This window comes from Pseudomonas parafulva NBRC 16636 = DSM 17004 (assembly GCF_000730645.1).
Classification (GTDB): domain Bacteria; phylum Pseudomonadota; class Gammaproteobacteria; order Pseudomonadales; family Pseudomonadaceae; genus Aquipseudomonas; species Aquipseudomonas parafulva.
Map to the genome: position 1 here is coordinate 71,182 of NZ_BBIU01000002.1, position 21,093 is coordinate 92,274.

21 protein-coding genes and 1 pseudogene are annotated in these 21,093 nt (G+C 62.2%); 7 read left to right on the plus strand and 15 right to left on the minus strand.

Annotated features, from left to right (window positions below):
* Positions 1–9: 9 nt before the first annotated feature.
* The 10 genes and pseudogenes from fapF to PPA02S_RS23520 all read right to left on the minus strand — a co-directional run.
* Positions 10–1,290: a fibril amyloid transporter FapF gene (gene fapF, locus PPA02S_RS00525; protein WP_028634230.1), complete on the minus strand. Its 1,281-nt coding sequence runs from the start codon at positions 1,288–1,290 to the stop codon at positions 10–12.
* 45 nt (positions 1,291–1,335) lie between these two features.
* Positions 1,336–2,094, minus strand: a complete 759-nt coding sequence (gene fapE, locus PPA02S_RS00530) for a fibril amyloid subunit FapE (RefSeq protein WP_028634229.1) — start codon at positions 2,092–2,094, stop codon at positions 1,336–1,338.
* A 45-nt stretch (positions 2,095–2,139) separates the two neighbouring features.
* Positions 2,140–2,820, minus strand: coding sequence for a fibril amyloid maturation endopeptidase FapD (gene fapD / locus PPA02S_RS00535; RefSeq protein WP_028634228.1), 681 nt, complete (start codon positions 2,818–2,820; stop codon positions 2,140–2,142).
* A 61-nt stretch (positions 2,821–2,881) separates the two neighbouring features.
* Positions 2,882–4,303, minus strand: a complete 1,422-nt coding sequence (gene fapC, locus PPA02S_RS00540) for an amyloid-like fimbrin subunit FapC (protein ID WP_028634227.1) — start codon at positions 4,301–4,303, stop codon at positions 2,882–2,884.
* A gap of 50 nt (positions 4,304–4,353) precedes the next feature.
* The gene (gene fapB, locus PPA02S_RS00545; RefSeq protein ID WP_028634226.1) at positions 4,354–4,932 is read right to left on the minus strand and encodes a fibril amyloid subunit FapB; all 579 of its coding nucleotides are present in this window, start codon (positions 4,930–4,932) and stop codon (positions 4,354–4,356) included.
* Between the two features lies 1 nt (position 4,933).
* Positions 4,934–5,368 (minus strand): functional amyloid chaperone FapA, encoded by a 435-nt coding sequence (fapA, locus tag PPA02S_RS00550; protein WP_028634225.1) that lies wholly within the window; start codon positions 5,366–5,368, stop codon positions 4,934–4,936.
* A 311-nt stretch (positions 5,369–5,679) separates the two neighbouring features.
* Entirely contained in the window at positions 5,680–6,216 is a 537-nt protein-coding gene (locus PPA02S_RS00555; protein ID WP_028634224.1) for an AAA family ATPase, read from the minus strand.
* Entirely contained in the window at positions 6,213–6,779 is a 567-nt protein-coding gene (pnuC, locus tag PPA02S_RS00560; protein WP_028634223.1) for a nicotinamide riboside transporter PnuC, read from the minus strand. Before pnuC ends, PPA02S_RS00555 begins: the two co-directional genes overlap by 4 nt.
* A gap of 105 nt (positions 6,780–6,884) precedes the next feature.
* On the minus strand, positions 6,885–7,619 hold the full coding sequence (locus PPA02S_RS23515; protein ID WP_428829806.1) for a methyl-accepting chemotaxis protein: 735 nt from the start codon (positions 7,617–7,619) through the stop codon (positions 6,885–6,887).
* A gap of 138 nt (positions 7,620–7,757) precedes the next feature.
* A pseudogene (locus PPA02S_RS23520) lies at positions 7,758–8,519 on the minus strand (cache domain-containing protein); the annotation flags it as partial.
* A 296-nt stretch (positions 8,520–8,815) separates the two neighbouring features.
* Between PPA02S_RS23520 and PPA02S_RS00570 the strand changes: the two are divergent.
* The gene (locus PPA02S_RS00570; RefSeq protein ID WP_028634221.1) at positions 8,816–9,646 is read left to right on the plus strand and encodes an undecaprenyl-diphosphate phosphatase; all 831 of its coding nucleotides are present in this window, start codon (positions 8,816–8,818) and stop codon (positions 9,644–9,646) included.
* Entirely contained in the window at positions 9,639–10,052 is a 414-nt protein-coding gene (locus PPA02S_RS00575) for a DUF1294 domain-containing protein (protein ID WP_028634220.1), read from the plus strand. Before PPA02S_RS00570 ends, PPA02S_RS00575 begins: the two co-directional genes overlap by 8 nt.
* 27 nt (positions 10,053–10,079) lie before the next feature.
* On the opposite strand, the gene PPA02S_RS00580 is transcribed toward PPA02S_RS00575, so the two are convergent.
* From PPA02S_RS00580 to PPA02S_RS00595, 4 genes are all read right to left on the minus strand, one after another.
* A complete protein-coding gene (locus PPA02S_RS00580; protein ID WP_028634219.1) occupies positions 10,080–10,439 on the minus strand; it encodes an MmcQ/YjbR family DNA-binding protein in 360 nt (119 codons plus the stop codon).
* 65 nt (positions 10,440–10,504) lie between these two features.
* Positions 10,505–12,610 carry a TonB-dependent receptor gene (locus PPA02S_RS00585; protein ID WP_028634218.1) on the minus strand — a complete coding sequence of 702 codons (2,106 nt, stop codon included), beginning with the start codon at positions 12,608–12,610 and terminating at the stop codon, positions 10,505–10,507.
* An 11-nt stretch (positions 12,611–12,621) separates the two neighbouring features.
* A complete protein-coding gene (locus tag PPA02S_RS00590; protein ID WP_028634217.1) occupies positions 12,622–13,839 on the minus strand; it encodes an MFS transporter in 1,218 nt (405 codons plus the stop codon).
* Positions 13,829–15,742, minus strand: coding sequence for an IucA/IucC family protein (locus PPA02S_RS00595; protein ID WP_028634216.1), 1,914 nt, complete (start codon positions 15,740–15,742; stop codon positions 13,829–13,831). Before PPA02S_RS00595 ends, PPA02S_RS00590 begins: the two co-directional genes overlap by 11 nt.
* A 283-nt stretch (positions 15,743–16,025) precedes the next feature.
* On the opposite strand from PPA02S_RS00595, the gene PPA02S_RS00600 reads away from it, so the two are divergent.
* The 4 genes from PPA02S_RS00600 to PPA02S_RS00615 all read left to right on the plus strand — a co-directional run bounded on the left by PPA02S_RS00600 (position 16,026) and on the right by PPA02S_RS00615 (position 19,224).
* Positions 16,026–16,928 carry a LysR substrate-binding domain-containing protein gene (locus PPA02S_RS00600; protein WP_028634215.1) on the plus strand — a complete coding sequence of 301 codons (903 nt, stop codon included), beginning with the start codon at positions 16,026–16,028 and terminating at the stop codon, positions 16,926–16,928.
* A gap of 158 nt (positions 16,929–17,086) precedes the next feature.
* Positions 17,087–17,698, plus strand: coding sequence for an FMN-dependent NADH-azoreductase (locus PPA02S_RS00605; protein ID WP_028634214.1), 612 nt, complete (start codon positions 17,087–17,089; stop codon positions 17,696–17,698).
* Between the two features lie 164 nt (positions 17,699–17,862).
* Positions 17,863–18,747: an EamA family transporter gene (locus tag PPA02S_RS00610; RefSeq protein ID WP_028634213.1), complete on the plus strand. Its 885-nt coding sequence runs from the start codon at positions 17,863–17,865 to the stop codon at positions 18,745–18,747.
* 177 nt (positions 18,748–18,924) lie between these two features.
* Entirely contained in the window at positions 18,925–19,224 is a 300-nt protein-coding gene (locus tag PPA02S_RS00615; RefSeq protein WP_028634212.1) for a hypothetical protein, read from the plus strand.
* A 43-nt stretch (positions 19,225–19,267) separates the two neighbouring features.
* Here the strand turns inward: PPA02S_RS00615 and PPA02S_RS00620 are convergent, their stop codons facing one another.
* On the minus strand, positions 19,268–19,600 hold the full coding sequence (locus PPA02S_RS00620) for a hypothetical protein (RefSeq protein WP_028634211.1): 333 nt from the start codon (positions 19,598–19,600) through the stop codon (positions 19,268–19,270).
* 493 nt (positions 19,601–20,093) lie between these two features.
* On the opposite strand from PPA02S_RS00620, the gene PPA02S_RS00625 reads away from it, so the two are divergent.
* On the plus strand, positions 20,094–21,086 hold the full coding sequence (locus PPA02S_RS00625) for a bile acid:sodium symporter family protein (RefSeq protein WP_028634210.1): 993 nt from the start codon (positions 20,094–20,096) through the stop codon (positions 21,084–21,086).
* Positions 21,087–21,093 lie beyond the last annotated feature (7 nt).

Genomic DNA, 21,093 nt, shown 5'->3' on the forward strand with positions numbered 1-21,093 from the left:
GTGCAACCATCAGAAGTAATAGGGAAATTTCAGGCTGAACGAGAAGTCCGGGGCGTCATCGGTCAGACCGATGGACAGGTTGGGTACGATCGTAAGGTTGTTGCTGGCAGCGAAGGTCATGCCGATGTTGAAGTTGGCGGCGTTGTAGTCGCTGTTGGAGACGGTTTGCCAGTCACCCCCATCGGGCTTGATCTTGCTCTTGCGGCCGATCTGGTCCGACACCGAGAACGACATGCTCATTTTTTCGTTCAGGGCAAAGGCGATACCGCCACCGATCTGCCACGAGTCACCCAGCTTGACGTCGCCCGGCACTTTGCTGTTGACCTGAGGGCTGATGTCACTGAACGAGTCTTGCAGGTTGTAGGTATAGGACAGGCTGCCGAACAGCACCGCCGGGTCGAACGTCTTGACCAGCGAAATACCGGGGGTGATGGACCACACGCCATTGCCGGTCGGCAGGCTTTCAGGTACCGAGAGGTTGTCGTTGCCAGCCACCTGGCGCAGTTTGATGCCATACGGGTCCTTGCCGGTAGGGGCCTTGACCCGCAAGGTGGCAACGGCATCCGGCCAGCTCTCGGACTCGTCGAGGAACTTGTAGGCAACACCCACGTTGATGTCGCCGATTTCCGGGTCACGGGTCACGCTGGCATCGGACGTGGTGGGCCCGGCGCCACCGGCCCCCCCTGAAGAGTAGGTGGACTCGCGGTAGATCACGGGTACGTTGACGTCGAACTGCCAGCGTTGAGCCAAGTTGTAGCGGGCGGTCAGGTCCAGGGTCCAGTTATCGGCCTTGATGCGGTCCAGGTTGATGTTGCCGAGGAAGATCGAGTCCAGGGCCAGAAAGCCGTTGAGGGTCAGTGCACGGGTGTCGTAATGGGTGTAGGTCAGGCCGGTTTCCAGGCTGAACTTGCCACCGCCGAAGAAGCCACTGGCCTCGTCGTACAGGTTGGACACGCTCTGTGCAGGCTCCGAGTCGGCTGCCAACGCCTGGCCGTAGGAGCTGCCGGTGGTGCCAGGGGCCCCGGTGGCCACGGTCTGGCCACCCTTGACGCGTTCAGCCGGGGACTTCACGAGGCGCTTAGGCGGTGGGGCGGCAGGGGTTTCTTCAACCTGACGCACCCGCTGTTCCAGCACCATCAGCGCCTGCTGCTGGGCCTCGTAGCGGCGCTTAAGCTCTACCAGTTCCTGTTTCAATGCTTCTACCTGCGGATCTACAGCGGCGTACAGCGAGGTGGCGGGTGCCAAGGTAGTCAAACAAACAACCGCTTTGAGCGTTAACGATCGTTGCATGGAATTGCCGTCCCTTCCGACTGCTTTGATGAGACTGAGCGTAGATCAGTATCCGAAAGTGCGAAGACCTTTAAGTTGGTCCAGGCTGCCATTGAGCGACGCGGCTGCTGGCAGGTTGTCGCGCATCACCACATTCAACGAGGTCACGTTGTTCACGAAGTTGCCATTGCCCAGCAGGGTGGTGTTCTGCATCAGCCCGCCCTGGGCCAGCCGTTGCACGGTGCTCCCCTGATTATTGTTGGCGTTGATGTTCAACTGCACGCCCACGCCGCTGGACGATACGCTGAGCGCACCGGCGCCATTTTCACCCACCAGCGTCTGGCCGGCGGCCAGCGCCTGGCCCTGGGGCTGGAAGACGGGCGCCTCGTTGGCCTTGGTGACGTTCACATCGACATTGTTGTAGGCGCTGTTGTTGTCACCGGCGGCGCGTACCACCTGGGTGACCCCTTGAGTCGTCCCCAGCCCGCCGCCACCGGTTACCGTACCGGTACCTTGAGCGCCCGCCGGGGTACTGGCATGGGCACTGGTGGGGACTTTTTCATCGATCATCGATACGTAGAACTGAGGTTTGATTGTGGATTGCTGCACCTGCAGGCTGCTGGTGGCGCCAATCACCTCACCCTGGGCGTTCTGCCAGGTGCTGCTCATGACAATGCCGAAACTGACGATGCGCCCTGGCATCACGAAGCGCCCGCGCAGGTTCGCCAGCTCCTGGTCCTTCAGTTCGATGGGCTCGAACGTCTCGGCGTGGATGGGCAGGCTGGCGGCAAGACAGGCCATGGCCAGCCAGATTGGGGTCTTCATGGAATGCTCCCCGGCGCATCATGCACCTTGTCATTGGAAGAGGCGTTAGAAGAAGTCGCTTTTGATGAAACCAAAGTCCAGCAGGTCTGCGTCTTTGACTGGCGTGAAGCCATCCAGGCGGCCCTTGGCGGTGAGCGGCAGCGGTGGGTCTATCAGCGCGTTGTCCTTGTCGTACCCTTGGCCGATCACGGCAAAGATGATGCCGTTCCAGCCTTTGATGAAGTCATCGACCCTGTAGCGTTTGTGCCCCAGCACGGGGTCACCGATGTATACCCAGCCCCTGTCGACCTTCTGCATGACCACGAAGTGCTTGTAGCCACGGATGTCCATCAGCACCACCACCGGGATGCGCACGTCGTGCAGGGTATCGGGTGCTACCCGGTAGCCCCGGGCACGCATGCCCAGGCTCTCCACGTAGCGTTTCATGTCGAGCATCGAGAAGCCTTGCGTACGCACCAGGTCCTGGTCGGCGTGGGCCAGCATGCCCTCGATGATCTGATGTTCGTCCACATCCAGCCAGTAGGCCTGGCGCAGGATGGTGGCCAGCGCGGCAGCACCGCAGCTGAAATCGGTCTTTTGTTGCACCAGGTCGACGAACTTGCGTTCGCGCACACTCTGGATCGGTTTGAACACCACGGCACCGCCCGGCAATACGGACAGCGGCATCTGCGCGGCTTCGCTCACGCAGGCCACGCACAACAGGAACGCCAAGGCGATGGTGCGCATGATCGGTTGCCTTCTGGTGTGTTGGGGATAGGCCCTCCGAAGAGGGCCTTTGGCACGCCACTTAGAACGAGGTGTTGGAGATGGCCAGCGAGTTGCTCTGCTGGTTGCCCACACCTGCCGCCACGTTCACGCCCAGGTTGCCGCTGCCGCCGTTCACCGAACCGCTGAGGGTTGCAGTGTTGGTAACAGGGTTGGCCCAGCCGGTCGGGGTCAGCACTTGGAAGGACACGGTATTGCTCAAGTCGTAAGCGCTGCTTTCGCTGTAGCTCTTGGCAACGTCGTTCGAGGACTGACTGGCTGCTTGGCCAGACTTCTGATACGCCGAGGCCGAGGCGTTCTCGTACGACGAGTCATGCGACTTGGTGTACGAAGAGTCACGCGACTTGTCATAGGACGATTGGTGGGTTTTCTCGTAGTTCGAATCGAAGGCTTTTTCGAACGAGGAGTCATAAGCGCTTTGCTGCGACTTGTCGATCGAGGCGTTCAGCGAGGCATTCAGCGAGCCGTCGACGCTGTTGGTGCGGGTGCGGTCGCCGTTGCCATTGTTGACGGTTACGGTGCGCGTGGCATCCGCTGCAGCTGCGAGGGTGGCTGTCAGGTTGGCACTGCTGGACGAGCTGGCGCTGCCGCTGGCCGAGCCGTTCATGCCCCAGCTGTTCGAGCCGCTGGCACTGCCGCTGTTGGAACCGCTGGCGTTGCTGGAGTGCGAGCCGCTGGCGTTCCAGCCGTTCGAACCGCTGGAGCTCGCGCTTTGCGAGCCGGCCAGGCTGAAGTTGGACGATGCGCTGCGGTTGTCCGTGGAGTTCAGGGTGCCTTCGCGCGAACTCGAGCCGGTGGCCGAGGTGGTGAAGGTCAGGGTGTCGACACGGTAAGTGCGGTCGGCGCCGTTGTTGACCACCAGGCCTGGGCCATTCTGGTCGGCCTTGGCGGTGGCCGTGGCGTTACCGATGCCAGCATTGGTGTTGGCGATGGCCATGCTGTTTTTCTGTTGGTTCAGGTCGCCGCCGGCAATGTTGATGCCCACGTTACCCGAGCTGCCCTCGCCCGAGCCGCTCATCACGGCCGAAGACTGGGTAGACCAGTTGTCGACACGGTTGTTGTTGCTGTACTGGCTGACATCGGCATTGGCTTCGGCAGTGCCGAACACGAAGCTGTTGTCCAGGGTGGAATCAGCCGCCGCATTGGCGATCGCCGACGCGTTGCCCTGCTGGTTGCCATTACCGGACGCCACGTTGACACCCACGTTGCCGCTTGCGCCCGTGGCCGAGCTGCTCATCTCGGCCTGGTTCACAGTGCCCTGGTTGGTGATGGTGTTGCCGGTGCTGCGCTGGGTATCCAGTGCATCGGCTTTGGCCGAAATGGGCAGCCAGGTGGTGCTGCTGCCGTTGTGGTAGGTGCGGCCGTTCTGATCAGCTTGTGCAGCTACAGCCATGACCGCCGCAATTGCGAAAACCAGAGGCTTGAGTGCCATCGAAGGTTTCATGGTGATTCTCCGTGCTCTTAAGGGTTAAGTGTCGTGCTTAACGAAAAGGGTCAATCCGCGACCCGTATGCTCAAGGTGTTGGCCATGCGGTTTCCCACCCCGGCACTCTGGTTCAGCTGTACCACCCCACGGCCACCGGTGAACGCCTGGTCACTGGTCGTGACCTGGCGATGGCCGGCCGAGATGGCAGCTGAATCGGAGTTGTTGAGCAGCGCCACGTTCTGTTGCATGAGGACGCTGTCGTCGATGCTTTGCGGTTGTGCCCCGATACTGATACGCAGGGCGTTGGCCTGCTGCGTGCCGGCACCGGCACTCTGGTTGACGCCCAGGGCGCCACTGCCATGGCTGAACGCAGTGCCGCCGATACTGGCCTTGGCATCCATGGCAGGGTCAGCCGGTACGTTCAGGCGCTGGCGGATCTGGGTACTGGCGCTGGCGCCGTGGCCGGCTGCGAAGGCGCGGGCGTTGGCCTGCTGCTGCATGTCGCCCGCCGCCTGGTTGACCGTCATGTTGCCTTGGTAACCGCTGCCCGAGTTGTCGATGTCGGCGGTGTTGTCGACCGCAGCCGGTGGCTGGGCGAAGGCCGGTGCGCCGCACAGCGCGGCCAGCAGAAGCAGCATGGGCTTCATCTCACTTGCCTCCCGTCAGGATCTGCAGTGGGGCCAGGCCTTTCTGCACGCTTGAATTGACCATGTTCGAAATACCGTTGCCCGAGCCTGTCCCTCTGCCTGCGGCCAGGTTGGGCAGTTGGTTCTGATGCGACAGGTTGCCCCCCAGGTGGTCGGTCTGTTGGGTGATGAGCGAATTGATGCCAGCGCCGCTGCTGATGTTGGCGAAGTCGCCATCGCTCAGTTCGTTGGTTTGCCTGAGCACGTGAGCGACGGGGTTGGCGTTGACGGTGGTCGGGGAGGGGTCAGGCTGCAGAGGAGGCACTACCGCGTTGCGGGTCTGCACATCACGGGTGATCACGATGATGCCGTTGTCAGCCTGGGCCGACAGGCTCAGCGAGCCCAGCACGCACCCGATCAGCATCAGGTGGTTGAGGCGGTGGTTGATCTTCCTCACGACGGCGTTCCCTCTTTAGCCGCTGGCCTTGTTCAGCGATGCGCTAGGCAGAGCAGAAGCCGTGCCGCTTTTTATAACTGCACCAATATCAAGGGCTTGAGCGTTCAGGAGGGGTGATGAGGTGGGGATGTGTGTCAGCCCTGATACAGCGCACCGGCGCCCAGGGTGGGCGGACAGCTGCAATGGCCTCAATCTTGAGGGGGAAACTTGGCTGTTTCAGCGCCTTGACACTCTGCGGCAATTAACACCAAAGCCCCTGAATGCGGGGTATTCGGAGGCTGGCGTGTGTCATGTGCTTAACACTGGGGCGGTTATGACGTCGCGCAGCGCCCCATCAGGGTGGCGACTTGCTCGGCGGCCACCTGCTGACGCTGTTCCCAGGTGCCCTCGATAACATGGTAGGCCTGCTGGTGGCGTTGCAGCCACTGCAGGCTGTCGTCGAAGAACTGCTGGCGGTCCTGCAGCGCCGGCTGGCTGCGTTGGCCATCCGCTACCCAAGGTACCCCGTGAGGGCTGAGCAACAGGTGCAGGTCGTAATGCCGCGCCAGCAATGCCTGCTCCAGCCACGGCGGGCACGCCGCAAACAAGGCTTGGCTCCACAGCATGTTGCTGAGCAGGTGGGTGTCGAGGATCAGCAGTGGCGGGGCCTCTGCACGTGCGTCATCTTCCCAGGCCAGTTGGCCGCGGGCGATGACCGGGATATCGGCATAACAGGTGTCCCGCCCTTGCTGGTCGATGAAGTAGCGCACGTACTCGCCTACCACCACACCCCCGAAACGGGCCTGGATCAACCCGCTCAACCAGCTCTTGCCACTGGATTCCGGCCCGCACAACACCACGACCTTCATGGTTGCGCCAGCGCCGGGTCACGGCGCCACTCCAGCCAGCCGCGTAGGGCGAGCAAGGTCAGCACTACGAAGAAACCCGCCGTGAAGTAAAGTTGCTGATGAAGGTACTGGCCGACGTAGGCGATATCGACCACCACCCACAGCGGCCAGCACTGCACACGCTTCTGCGCCATCCACAGTTGCGCGACCAGGCTGAACCCGGTCAGAGTGGCATCCAGCCACGGCAGCGCGGCATCGGTGAAGCCGGCCATGCTGGCGCCCAGCCCTGCGCTCAGCACCAGGCCGGCAGCCAGGCCGGCGACCATTGGCAATGGCGCCAGGCGCGAGACCCGGCGCGCCTCTTCGGCGCGCCCAGGCCGCTTCCATTGCCACCAGCCGTACAGCTGCAAACCGGCGTAGGCCACCTGCAGCAACATGCCTGAGTACAGCTTGACCTCATAGAACAACCAGCCGTAGATCAGCACAGCGATCAGGCCGATGGGCCAGCACCAGGTGTTCTGCTTGACCGTCAGCCATACAGCGGTAACGCCGAGGACGGCGGCGATGAGTTCAAGGCCGGACATCGGCGATCCTTGGATAATCGGGGAGGGGCGCGATTGTAGCCGTTCGCAGGGGTAAGGTGTAGGGCACAGGCTGCGGTCCAGCCTGTGCCTAGCGTGCTGCGTGCATCAAACCCGGAACTGGCGCAGCAACTGCTCAAGGTCCTGGCTCAGGCGGCCCAGGGCCAGGCCCGCATCGCTGGACTGGCGCGCCGCTTCGGCGGCCTGCTGAGAAAGCCCAGCGGTATCCAGTACGTTGCGGTTGATCTCTTCCACGACGTGCGACTGCTGTAACGTGGCGCTGGCGATGGACGCGTTCAATGCGGTGAGGTTGTTCAACACCAGGTTGATTGCATCCAGGCTGGCGCCAGCTTCACGGGCCTGCTCGACGGTTTGGCGCGACGCTTCGCTGCTGGTGTCGATGGCCTTCACCGCCGCATCGGACTGGCTTTGAAGGTGCTCGATCATGGTGTGGATCTCAGCCGTCGACTGGGCGGTCCGCTGGGCCAGCAGCCGCACTTCGTCAGCGACCACGGCAAACCCTCGGCCCTGTTCACCGGCGCGGGCGGCTTCGATGGCGGCGTTGAGTGCCAGCAAATTGGTCTGCTCGGCGATCGAGCGGATCACCTCCAGCACACCCCCTATACGCGTGCTGTGCCCGGCCAGTTCACGAATGACCTGCACGGCCTGGTCGATGGTCATCGATAGCCGGTCGATTTGCGCCAGGCTGCCGTGGATAGCCTGCTGCCCATGGGCCACCTGCTGCTGGGCTGTGCGCATCTCGCCTGCCGCCTGCTCGGCCGTCTTGGCCACATCCTGCACGGCGTAGGTGACCTCGTTGACCGCCGTGGCTACTTGGTCCATCTGCAGCGACTGCTGCGCACTTTGATGTTGAGCGGCCCCGGCGTTGTCGCCCACATGGCCGGCCGAACGTGCCAGTTCATGGGCCGCCCCCTGCAGTTGGCCGACCACGCCCTGCAGCTTGCCGTTGAAGCGGTTGAAGTGTTCACCCAGGTGAGTGATTTCGTCCCGCCCATGGGTGTCCAGGCGCCGGGTGAGGTCGCTCTCGCCGCTGGCGATGGTGCCCATGGCCTCTACCGCTTCTTGCAAGGGGCGCGCGATGCTGCGGGCAATCAGCCGCACCACCAGGGCCAGCACCAGGGCGATAACCAGGCCCAGCAGCGATGCATCGCGCACCTGGCGGGCAAATTCGGCCTGCACGCCGTCAATGTATACACCTGAACCGATGATCCAGCCCCAGGGCTTGAACAGCTGAATATAGGAAGTCTTGGCAACCGGTTCGCTGGCACCGGGCTTGGGCCAGCGGTAATTGACCGGCCCGGCATCCTGGTGCCGTGCGAGCGCGACCATTTCGTTGAATACAGCGAACCCGTCCGGGTCCCGGATACCCGACAGGTCCTGGCCGTCGAGCTTGGGGTTGGTCGGGTGCATGACCATTTTCGGCCCCAGGTCGTTGATCCAGAAGTAGTCGTCGTGGTCGTAGCGCAGCGCCCGCACCACCTGCAACGCCTGCTGCTGAGCGGCCTCCCGGCTGAGCGTGCCTGCTGCTTCAAGCCCCTGGTAATACGCCAGCACCCCGGCCGCAGTCTGCACCACGTGGCGGGTTTTTTCGGCCTTGGCCTGGTACAGGTCGCCGTGGATCTGGCGCAGCATCAGCAACCCCAGCACCACCAGCATGGCCACCGACACCAGCAGAATCAGCCACAAGCGGCTGCTGATCGACATCGATCTCAACGTCTTCATTCAGGTGCTCCCGTTTGTTCTTTTTATTCAGGTGCATCCAAGCACGGCTGGCTACGTGGCCCCACTCGACCAATGGCTAAGTGCTATCTCAGAAATAGTCTGCAGCAGGTCGCGTAAAGCCAATGCAAAGAGCCTCTGCTAGCATCTCGGCCGCGCAAGATGAAACCTTTAGGGGGCGTGAACTTTTCTTCTGGCTTTGTGACCAACAGGCGCTGTAAAAATGCCGGGCCGCGTGCGGCGACCTAAGCAAATCAAGAACAAGGGGCTTGTCATGCGCAAGCTTCATCGGGGGAATGATGGATTTTTGGACTGCCTTTCAGGCAATCATATTGGGCGTGGTCGAAGGGCTGACGGAGTTTTTGCCAATCTCCAGTACCGGCCACCAGATCATCGTTGCCGACCTGATCGGGTTTGGCGGCGAACGGGCCATGGCCTTCAACATCATCATTCAGCTGGCCGCCATCCTGGCGGTGATGTGGGAATTTCGCAGCAAGATCTTCGATGTCGTCCGGGGCTTGCCCAGCCAGCCGCGGGCAAGGCGCTTCACCGGCAACCTGCTGCTGGCTTTCCTGCCTGCGCTGGTGCTGGGTGTATTGTTCGCCGACATGATCCATGAATACCTGTTCAACGCCATCACCGTGGCAGCGGCGCTGGTGGTGGGCGGGGTGATCATGCTCTGGGCCGAGCGCCGCCAGCACACTGTGGAGGTGGACCATGTGGATGAAATGGGCTGGGGCCATGCGCTGAAAATTGGCTTCGTCCAGTGCCTGGCGATGATCCCGGGTACTTCACGTTCCGGCTCCACCATCATCGGCGGCCTGCTGTTCGGCTTGTCGCGCAAAGCGGCCACCGAGTTTTCATTTTTCCTGGCAATGCCAACCATGGTCGGCGCAGCGGTGTATTCCGGCTACAAGTACCGGCACCTGTTCCAGCCGGGTGACTTGCCCGTGTTCGCATTGGGGTTCGTGACCTCGTTCATTTTCGCCATGATCGCCGTGCGCGCCTTGCTCAAGTTCATTGCCAACCACAGCTACGCAGCGTTTGCCTGGTACCGGATCGTGTTCGGGCTGCTGATCCTGGCCAGTTGGCAGTTCGGCTGGGTCGACTGGACCACCGCCCATGCGTGAGCAGCCAAGCCGCCACGCTCAGGCGGGTGTGCGCAATGTGCGCCTGAAGCTGCTGCTGTTGGGCGTATTGTGCCTGCTGCCGGGGCTTGGGGCTGCGCGCATGGCCTGGAACGATCAGACCTGGTGGCCACTGGCGCTGTACCCGGCCATGAGCCTGATCAGCCTGCTGCTGTACTGGCGGGATAAGCGCCAGGCCATCAGCCAGGGCTGGCGCACGCCCGAGAAGCTGCTGCACGCCAGCGAGCTGTTGGGCGGCTGGCCGGGCGCACTCGTGGCGCAGCAACTGTTCAGGCACAAGACACGCAAGGTGTCGTACCAGTTGCTGTTCTGGCTCATCGTGTTGCTGCATCAGGTGTTCTGGGCCGACTGGTTGTTTTTCGAGGGGCGCTATCTGCCCTTGGGTTGATCGGTCGTTCACAGGCCTGCGGGTGGGTCAGTGCTTAAGACCCACCTGCAAGCGCTTGGGCAAACGCTGCACCACCAGCTGGTGCGAGCGCAGCAGCAGGTCGCTCAATTCGTCGCGGCCCATGGGGTAGGGCGGCGCCATGCTGACCCAGCGGGCCCGCGCCAGATAAGGCGCAGGCCGTACCCCAGGCCGATCGCAATAGCCCAGAAACAGCTCATCGGCCACCTTGAACGATAGCCCCGCCCCCGCCAGGTCGAGCACGGCGAACATTTTGTTGCCTGCCACCGAAAACACGCGGATACCGCCCCACTTATAGTCCTCGCGTGCCCCAGGCAGGCTCAGGCAGTACGCAGCCACTTGCGCTTCACTCATCGTCTTGGCAGGCATGGTGCTCATCTCTTGCACGGTCACCGTGATCAAACCAGCGCTAGGTGCGCCGCGCAAGCGCTGCATCACCAGTCCAGGGTATAGGCCAGGCTGAACGTTCGGCCTTCGGCCCTGGGGTAAGGGGTTCTGCCGTTTGCCTGGGTGAGCAGGGTTTCGTAGCTGCGGTTGGTCAGGTTGTGAATGCTGCCTTCCAACCGGCCCTCGGGCAGTTCCACCGAGCCTATCAGGTCGAGCAGGGTGTAGCCGTTGATCTGCCGGCCATTGTTGTCCCGTGCCGCCGCGTTGTAGTCGGCCAGGCGCATGCCTTGCAGGCGCACGCTGTAGTCGTCATTGGCGTACGCCACAAACAGCGTGGTCTTGGCGGGCGCGATGCGGGTGGCCGGCAAGTCGATCCACTTGCCGTTCTGCTCGGTTTCGCCCTTGGAGTAGGCGTAGGTGCCACCGGTAGACCATTGGTCGGTCAGGTACCAGGTGAGGCTGCTCTCGATGCCGCGTACGCGCTCTTTCTGGTTGATCAGGCGCAGGACGCGGTCGTTGGCATCGTAGAACTGGGTTACGTCCGAGGTGTTGTTGTACACCGTCACCTGCGCCTGCACCGGGTTCCAGTTGCCGCGCCAGCCCAGCTCGTAGCTGTCTACCTTGATCGCCTGGGCATTGAGGTTCTGGATGTTATAGGTGCTGTTCACGTCGCGCAGAAAACGCTGGATATCCGGCAGTGAAAAGCCCTGGCTGAAGTTGGCGAACACGTCCTGGTTTTCAGTGAAGTGGTAGACCGCACCCAGGTTGTACAAGGTGGCGTCGTACTTCAGCGTGTCGCCCGGTAGCGTGGCACGCCGGCCGGTCTGGACGATCTCGCCGTAGGCAATGCTGTCATCGACCTTGCTCTGCACCCACTCACGGCGCACGCCGCCGCGGAATGTCCAGTCCGACACATCCCAGGCCACCTGGGCAAACAGGGCTCGGGTGGTGGTTTCCAGGTCTGGGCCTAGCTCATAGGTGGTGCCGGTTTTACGGTAGTTCAGGCCATTGACGGCGTACTGATCGCCGCGCTGACGCGCAAACTCGTGGCTGTAGTCCGCACCCCATACCAAATTACCGGAGCCAGAGCCGATGGCTGGCAGCGGGGTATCGATGGCCGTGCGCAGGCCATACACCGTGGTTTGGCTGTCGGTGGCCGATACGCCGGCGCGGCCCCGGGAAATGTCGGGAAAAAACAAGGCATCGGACTTGCGCCAGTAGCTTTCTACGTTCAGGCCCTGGCCAAAGAAGTCCTTGTCGGTGTAGTTAAGGTTGGCGGCGCGGTTGTGGGTGGACGGCTGGTCATCCAGGCTCAGGCCTTTCACCGCCACGGCCTCACGCCTGTTGCTGGGGTCTTTGGTGTAGTCGGTATCCTGCTTGTCGCGGTAATCCTGCAGGCCCAGCGTCAGCTTCTTGTTTTCGTCCAGTTCCAAACCGAACCGACCTTGCAGGTCGTAGGTGTCGGTGTCCATGTTCGAGCCCTGGGAGGTGTCCTGAGGGATACGGTGGCCTTTGGCATCGAACTGGTCGTTACGCTGGGTGTAAGCCCCGGACAGGTACCAGTCCGCAGGGCCCTGCCGGCCGGTAGCGCTCTGGAACCCCTCATAGGTGAAACCTTTGCGGCTGAGGTTGTCACCGGCAGTGATCCCCAGCTTGCTGGTGAAGGCCAGTGGCTCGCCCTGGTTGCGCTTGGTGATGATGTTGATCATGCCGCCAGAAGCGCCGGCACCGTACACGCTGCTGGCGCCTGAAATCACCTCGATGCGCTCGATGCTGTCGGGGGAAATGCTGTTCAGTTGGCGGAAATTGTCGCGTGTGGCGTTTTGCGAGACCCCGTCGATCAGGACCAGCATGTTACGGCCACGCAACGTTTGCCCGTAGTTGCTCATGCCGCCACTGGACGGCGCGATGCCGGGGATCAACTGGCCCAGGATGTCGGCGACCCGGCGCCCGGCGCCCATCTGTTCGCGGATCTGGGGCGCGTCGATAACCTGCACTGAGCCGGGAATGGACGCGATGGTGGACTCCACACGCGTGGCGGAGGTTACGGTGGCCTGTAACTGGACAGCGGTGTCGTTCGAGGCTTCCTCAGCCCAGGCAGGCAGGCCAGCGGCGGTTAAGGAAATCAGCAGCGAGAGTCTGGAAAGTTTCATGGCGGTGTTTTCTAGGCGTTATGGGTGGGGTTGGCAGAAACGAAAGAAGCAGAGGCACTGTGGTAGCGGCGCACAAGGCCGATGAACAGCGCAGCACAGAGGTAGGCCGAAGCCACGAACCAGAAAGCGTGGTGCAGGCCGACGGTGGCCATGGCTACCCCGCCGACCACGGTGCCGAGCAACGCACCGGCCTTGGCCGCGCTGTTGCCAAGGCCCATGGCGAAACCTTGTTGCTGGTGACTGACCGTGGTAGCGATGAGCATGTAGGCCACTGGCAGCAGTGCCCCTTGCCAGACACCCCAGACCAGCCGGGTGGCCATGAACGCTGGCCATTGGCCGACGAGCGCGGTGGCTGCCAGCGTTGCCGCACACAGCCAGGTCACGCGCTCGATCACCTTGAGCGTTTGTGCGGGCTGCAGCCGGTCAAACAGGCGCCCCCACAGGGGGGCCGACAACGCCAGGGTCAGTGCGCTGGCCCCATAGGTGGCACCGATGATCCAGCTGGGTGCGGTGAGCACTTCAGCCACATACAGCGCATAGAACGGCTGCGGCATGATCTTGGCAGCCTGAACCAGCACGATGATCAGCAGAATGCCGCCCAGCCAGCGCCTGGGCAGGGGTGACGCCGAGGTGCCCTGGTGTTTCGCGGTGCGGGCACGTGCGGGGTCGGCTGGCAGCCAGGCGCTGACCAAGGCGCACGCCACGCAGATGCCCGTGGCACTGAAGCACAGCACTGCGAAACCTGCGCTGTCCATCAGCCAGCCGCCGAGCACCGGCCCGAGCAGCGAGCCGATCGCGGTGACGGACTGCAGGTGCGCCAGGGTACGGCCCCGGGATGTAGGGGTGCACCAGTACAAGGCATACGCCTGGGCCGCCGCCAGAAAACCTGCCAATGCGCCTTGTGCAATACGCACGCCCACCAGCCCCCACGGGTTACTGATGACCCCCGCCAGCCCTTGGCACAGTGCCAGCGCTAGCAAGGCACGCAGGATCATCGGCTTGTGGCCGGTGCGGTCACCCAGCCGCCCCCACAGGGGTGTCAGCAGCATGGCGGCGATCATGGGGCCGGCATACACGGCCGACGACAGCAGTGCGATCACTCGCGGGTCGTCGCCACCTGACAGGGCCTGAATTTGCAGCGGCCAGAACGGCCCGCTCATCTCCATGGCCCCCATGGACAACAGCTGGATGACGATCAGCAGTCGCAAGGCGAATGCATCAGCCTTCATCAGGTGTGTTCCGCAACGGGTTCGCCAACCGGCCAACGATGTCGGCATGGCTGTCGAGCAAGCGCATGCGCATGAACGACTTGGCCGGCCAATCGTGCTGCAGCAGCGCGTCGTGCTCTTGCTGCCAGCGGCTTGGCAATACCTGGGGTTCAAGGGTATTGAAGCAGCGCTCTATTTCCTCGGCGAGCAAGCCCCACAACGCTGCCTGCGGTGTTTCCCAGTGACGTGCACACAGCAATACCAGCTCGCCCAGGTGGCACATGAACGTGGTATGCAACAGCTTGTCGCGAACGAACGCATCGTCGTCGAACAGTGTCATCAACGGGTCATGCAGTGCCAGGTCCAGACCATGGGCATGCAGGGTGGCACGGTGGATGCGTATATCGCCGAAGTCGCGAATCAACAAGCGGGCGGGAGCGCCATCGGCACCCATGACCATGAAGCTGTTCTGTTGATGGGCCTCGAAAGCCACCCCGTACTTGAGGTACATGCCCAGCAGCGACGGCACGGCGATGCCGATGTAGCGTTGGAAGAAGTCCAGCATGCCGGTACTGTCGTCACACCCTGTGGTCAGCAGCACCCACTGACGCAGCAGTGGCCTGCCTGCTTCGTCGGTGGCGAAGAGGCTGCCCACCGGGATGGCGATTTCCCCTTCAGCCAGACGGCTGGCAGGGTTGTCCCGGTACAGGACACCCAGGTGGCGCGCGCGATCATCGTTGTGAGGTACGGGCGTGTAATGCACGCCAATACGCTCGGGCACGATGTCCAGCAGGGTGGCAATGGCGGGTTCACGCTCAAGCATCTGCAGCAGCAGCTGGCTTACCCTCGGCCCCATGCGCGCCGACCGGGGCGAAACAGTGCGCTGTACGCTGGTCAAGCGCAGCGACACCGGCAGCTTCACCATCGGCGCCGTGAGGCTTGCCTCGGGCAGCACGGTGCGGAATGACATGGTGGGCGCGGCGTTGAAGGCAGTGATGTCGGTCGGCACGAGCAGCCGGTCCGATATCTCCCCGGCAAATGCCTGGTACAGCGATTGTTCAGCCTGCCAGGGGTGCACTGGCAGCGGAACGTAGTCGGCGGCGTTAAGGCCGTTGTCCAGCAAGTGGTCCTGCAACTGGCTGGCTGCCTGTGGGAAGCGCTGCTGCCACCACTGCCAGTAGTCATCGGTGTTGGGCAACCGCTCGATGTGGGCATACTGGCGATGCAGCGCATACAGACGTACGCCAACGTTTGCGCAGAACTCCGGTGAATACTGCACGACCTGCTGCGTGGTCAGGCCAAGTTTGGTCTTGTAGTTGGGGTGCCATGGGTGGCCCAGTGTGCCCCATTGCTCGAGCAGAATGGACGGGTTGGCAGGCGCCTCCATGCGCCTCAGGCCCTGAAGCAAACTGCAACTCGCCATGCTGCGGGAGAGGTCATGCGACCATCGGTTGTGGTAAGCCAGGCACAACGTGTCATTGATCAGGCTGTCGTCAAGTTCGGCGGCCAGCCTGGCAATGATGGCGTCTTCGGGGGCCTGTTCAAAAGTGCCGCTCAATGCGGTGAGCAGTTCGGAAGGCCAGGCGATGCGGTAACTGGCCTGGCCGTCTACTTGATAATTAATGTGGCCGCGAACATCCCAACTATTCATGCGCCCCGGCCGTAAGTAATCGAAGCGGAGTGTTGCGTTGGCGCGTGGCACTTCAATAAAGGGCTGGGCTGCGAATACGGTATCTGTGGCGGCGACCAGACCCTCTCTCAACAAGGCCTGGACCAGGCGCTGGAAACTCCGCGTCTGGGCCGGCTCGAGTGCTGAGTACAAGTCTGAGAGGGTGACGGACCTGGCGGAAAAGTGCGGTGTCGTGAGGGCTTCTGCCCAACGCGCCAATAGAAGTTGCTCGGCGGATTGCGTGAAGGGAAACATGCGAGATCCTTATCGCGGGGTGTCCTGAAGGTGGCAGAGCGTACAAATACGTAAGTGTAAATGCAAGCCAATATCAATAGCATTTGTGTCTGGCGCTCCGTCGCAACTTTCCTGGGTCGCTTCCAGCTCTTTCAACTCGCGCTGTCTGACACTGAAACCTGACGTGATGATCAACTTCAAAGTTGCGTGCCATGCGCAATTGCAAGTTCAGCAAAACTTGCAATGCGGGCAGTGTGCCGGCACTGAGGTAGTCAGGCCTTCACGCGCGGAACCCGAGTTACCAGTGATTGACCTCAACGACCTGTTCATCTTCGTCAAGGTAGTGGAGCACGGCGGCTTTGCGGCGGCCTCCAGGAAAATCGACGTGCCCAAGTCCAGGCTCAGCCGCAGGGTGCTGGCGCTGGAAGAACGCCTTGGCGTGCAACTGATCCACCGCTCTACACGGCGTTTTGCCGTGACCGAGATCGGTATGGACTACTACCGCCATTGCCAGGCCATGGTCGAGGAGGCCGAGGCGGCGGAGGCCAGGGTGCTGTCGGCCAAGCGCGAGCCCCAGGGCATCATCAGGATTACCTGCCCACCGGGGCTGGGGGCCCTCGGCGCCAACGCCATGATTGCCGACTTCATTGCCTTGTACCCCAAGGTGCTCGTGCACCTTGAAAGCACCAACCGTGTGGTGGACCCGTTGAGCGACGGGGTCGACATTGCGTTGCGGGTTCGTTTTCCGCCGTTGGCCGATGATGGCCTGGTAGTGAAGCGCCTGGGGGACAGTTGCCAGCGCCTGGTCGCGAGCCCTGACCTGGCTGCGGGGTACGATCACGGCGACCCGCTGCAGGCGTTGGCGAAACTGCCGACCATGGCGCTCTGGCCTGCCAGGCCGACCCATGAGTGGGTATTGTTCGACGAACTGCGCAATGCCTTGAGGGTGCAGCACGTACCCAAGCTGGTGACTTCGGACCTGAGTGCGCTGCATCATGCTGCGCTGATCGGCGTGGGTGCAGTGCAACTGCCGGAGATCATGGTGCGGGGCGACCTGGCAGCGGGCCGGCTGGTGGAGCTATCGCCGCACTATCGCCCGCAGAGCGGTTTGATTCATGCGGTGTTCACCTCGCGCAAGGCATTGCTGCCAGCGGTGCGTGCCCTGCTGGATATGCTCGGGGAGCGATTTGCGCTGCTTGAAACCTAGGCGCGCAAGCAGGGTTTTTCACGGTCAATCCGCTGGCATTGTCCCACCCATGGAACGAACTGGCACAATTCCACCGCCTTAACAGCGCTTGTCGTTCGACGTAGGATGCTCCCATCCAGGCCGCGCTACATCGCGGTTCTCATTCCAAGGAGCGTCCCATGAAACTGTTGCACATCGATTCCAGCATCCTCGGCGACAACTCTGCCTCCCGTCAGCTCAGCCGCGAAGTGGTCCAGGCCTGGCAGGCCGCTGACCCGAGCGTCGAGGTGGTGTACCGCGACCTGGCAGTAGACGCCATCGCCCATTTCTCCGCAGCTACGCTGATGGCGGCCGGCACAGCCGAAGATATGCGGGACGCCGCTCAGGCGTTCGAAGCCAAGCTCAGCGCCGAAACCCTGGAAGAATTCCTGGCTGCCGATGCGGTGGTGATCGGTGCACCCATGTACAACTTCAGCGTGCCTACCCAACTGAAGGCCTGGATCGATCGCATCGCGGTTGCCGGCAAGACGTTCCGCTACACCGAGGCCGGCCCGCAGGGCCTGTGTGGCGACAAGAAGGTAGTGTTGGTATCCACGGCAGGCGGCTTGCACGCCGAGCAGCCGACTGCCGTTGGCCATGAAGAATTCTTGAAGGTGCTGCTGGGCTTCATTGGTATCACCAACCTGCACATCGTGCGCGCCCATGGGCTGGCGTATGGGCCTGAGCAGCGTACCCAGGCAATTGACGCCGCCCAGGCGCAGATTGCCAATGGGTTGTTTGCTGTGGCTTGAGGGGCAGCGCTTGGCGGGTGAACCCGCTGCCACTGTGGGCATGACGTACTGGCTGTGGCAGTTCTCTGCGCGACAGGTTGCAGCCTCATGGTGGTCGGTGGAATAGGAATACCGTTATGCTGTAACGAAATATATCTAATTCGTTCGCATAAGGAAAACCCACAATGCCGCTCAAGGACCTGCTCATCGCGCTGGTGGTAATCGTCGCGTGGGGCGTCAACTTCGTGGTGATCAAGGTGGGCCTGGACGGCCTGCCACCCATGCTGTTGGGGGCGTTGCGTTTTCTGTTGGTGGCCTTCCCGGCCGTGTTGGTGATCAAACGGCCCAATTTGCCCTGGCGCTGGCTCATCGCCTACGGCGCGACGATTTCCCTGGGCCAGTTCGCCTTCCTGTTTCAGGCCATGTACAGCGGCATGCCGCCTGGCCTGGCATCGCTGATTCTGCAGTCGCAAGCGTTTTTCACGCTGGGTTTTGCTGCGCTGTTTCTGGGTGAGCGCTTGCGCGTGGCCAGTGTGCTCGGCCTGCTGGTGGCCGCCAGCGGCCTGGCGCTGATCGGTAGCGAAGATGGCAGCCATGTGCCCGTGCTGGCGCTGGTGCTGACCCTGTGCGGCGGGGCGATGTGGGGGTTGGGCAACATCATCACCCGGCGGTTCGGCTCGGTGAACTTGGTGGCCCTGGTGATCTGGGGCGGGCTGATCCCACCGTTGCCGTTTCTGTTGCTGTCGTGGTGGCTGGAAGGGCCGCAGCGCATCGGCCATGCCTTGGCCAACATCGGCTGGAGTTCGGTATTTGCCCTGGCTTATCTCGCTTTCGTCGCCACTATCATCGGCTACAGCCTATGGAGCACGCTGCTGTCGCGGCACCCGGCGGGCAAGGTAGCACCGTTTTCGCTGCTGGTGCCGGTAATTGGCCTGAGCTCCTCCGCGTTGCTGCTGGGCGAACGCCTGAGCACGGTGCAGGGGTGGGGCGCGTTGCTGGTGATGGCTGGGCTGCTGGTCAACGTGTTCGGCGCACGCATCGGGCAACGGCTATTGGCCGCCCGCGGCTGAGCTGGCCCGGCGGTGCTGAGCCTTGAAGCGCTGCGCGCCCGACGGCGCCCCCGCCCAACGGCGGAGTTTTCTGGCGATTCATTGACACGCCTCAGGGCATTGCCCGGTAGTGCTCGCGTCTTCGTGTGGGCTATGGTCTTCTGACGCAGTCATTGCGTAACGGAGGATTGGACGCTCATGCGAGTCAGGGAACAGACGTATTGGCAATGGGCAGATGCCCATCTTCACAGCCGCTGTCACGATGAGGCGCTTAGTGACGGCACGACGCTGGACGTTCAGGTTCGCCTGTCGCGTCTTGGGGCAACACAGCTGTTTATAGGGTTGTACGCCCGCGATGGGCGCGCGTTGGTGGAGGAATATTACCCGGCGCGCCCTGGTGAAACCATGACCCGCGCCTTGGTATGGGGGGTTGAACGCGCTCGGGCAATGGCCACTGGCGCGTTGCCTGTGCCTACCCCGCGCAAGCGCCGGGCATGAAAAAGCCCGGCACCTGTGGCCGGGCTTTCTGTAGCAAGCCCCTTCAGTTCAGCGGTTCGATGACCTTGACTGCTTGCTGCTGGCGAGCAGCGGGCCATTCTTGCTGCAAGGTCTGCAGTACCCGGCCGACAAACTCCGTGTCGGCGGCAGCCTTCTTGCCGACATAACCCTGACCGCGGCGGTACACCTTGAAGCGGGCACGCATGCTGGGCAAGTGTTCTTCGAATTCGTCTTCGATGGTATTAGGTGGCAGGCGGTCAAGCCGCACTTCGCCGCTCTGGCTGACCCACAGCAAATGGTCATCGAGGCTGTCCTTGCGCAGGGCGAACAGCTCAGCCAATTGATCGATGGTTGGGTTGTCATTCAAGTTCATCATAAAGCCCCCATTACCTATTCTCAGGTGATTTTCACAGTTGGCGCCAACTCGATGTAGCGCATTGACAAGGCTGCTACCGCAGCATCGCAACAGGGGCTTTCTCACGCTGCCTTTTGGACAGATCCCTCTCCACGAACGGCCTGCGTTACCGCGCAGGCCGTCTGGAATACCCTTGCCACCGCTCCCGATCAGGGAGACGGCTCAATCATGCACAAGGCGGATGAACGGCGTCAACCGTTTTGTAGTGATTATTTTAAGGCACTACATTTTTGTCGATTTGTCTGACAAAGGGGATCTGCCGGCCCTCACCAGGCGTGCTACAGGCACTTCAGGTGACCAGGTTTACCCATGGCCAGTACAGCTTTGAATGGGTTCGAATCCAAACGCCGATCCGGGTTGTCCGTTGCGCGACACTGCCAGGGGTTCCGGCGTTAGCAGGGCAGGTCGCAAACCCCTATCCTTCGGCGTTGCACAATGACAAGACGGGAATGTGATGAAGTACCTGCGTATGCTCTTCGACAATTTCACCCTGGCTTTGCTTGGGGTGGTGTTCATTGCCACCGTGCTGCCGTGTTCCGGTGAGGGCGCCGTGTATTTCGGCTGGCTGACCAACCTGGCCATCGGGCTGCTGTTTTTCCTGCACGGCGCCAAGCTGTCACGTGAGGCGATCATTGCTGGCGCCGGGCACTGGCGCCTGCACTTGCTGGTGTTTTCCTGCACGTTCGTGCTGTTCCCGCTGTTGGGGCTGGCGTTCAAGCCGTTGTTCCTGCCGCTGGTTGGCAATGAACTGTACCTGGGCGTGCTCTACCTGTGCGCACTGCCGGCGACGGTACAGTCGGCCATTGCCTTCACCTCCCTGGCCCGCGGCAATGTGCCGGCAGCGATCTGCAGCGCGGCCGCTTCAAGCCTGCTGGGTATCTTCCTGACCCCGTTGCTGGTGATGCTGCTCCTGGGGGCCAGTGGTGACACCGGTTCGGGCCTTGATGCGGTGTTGAAGATCACCCTGCAGCTGTTGGTGCCGTTCGTGGCAGGGCAGATTGCCCGGCGCTGGATTGGCGCGTGGGTCAAGCGCAACGCTCGCTGGTTGAAGGTGGTGGACCAAGGTTCGATCCTGCTGGTGGTGTATACCGCCTTCAGCGAGGCGGTGGTCACGGGCCTGTGGCACACCGTGTCGCCGCAGCACCTGGCCGGCCTGTTTGCGGTCTGCGGCATCTTGCTGGCGGTGGTGTTGCTGGGTACCCACGTGCTGGGCAAGCTGCTGGGCTTCAACTTGGAGGACCGGATCACCATCCTGTTCGCAGGCTCGAAAAAAAGCCTGGCCACCGGTGTGCCCATGGCCCAGGTGTTGTTCGTGGGCAGCGGGATTGGTGCGATGATCCTGCCGTTGATGCTGTTCCATCAGATTCAGCTGATGGTGTGCGCGGTGCTGGCGCAACGTTACGCCAGCAGGGCCCATGAGCCACAGGATGTGCAGGCTGCGTCCTGACGAGGCG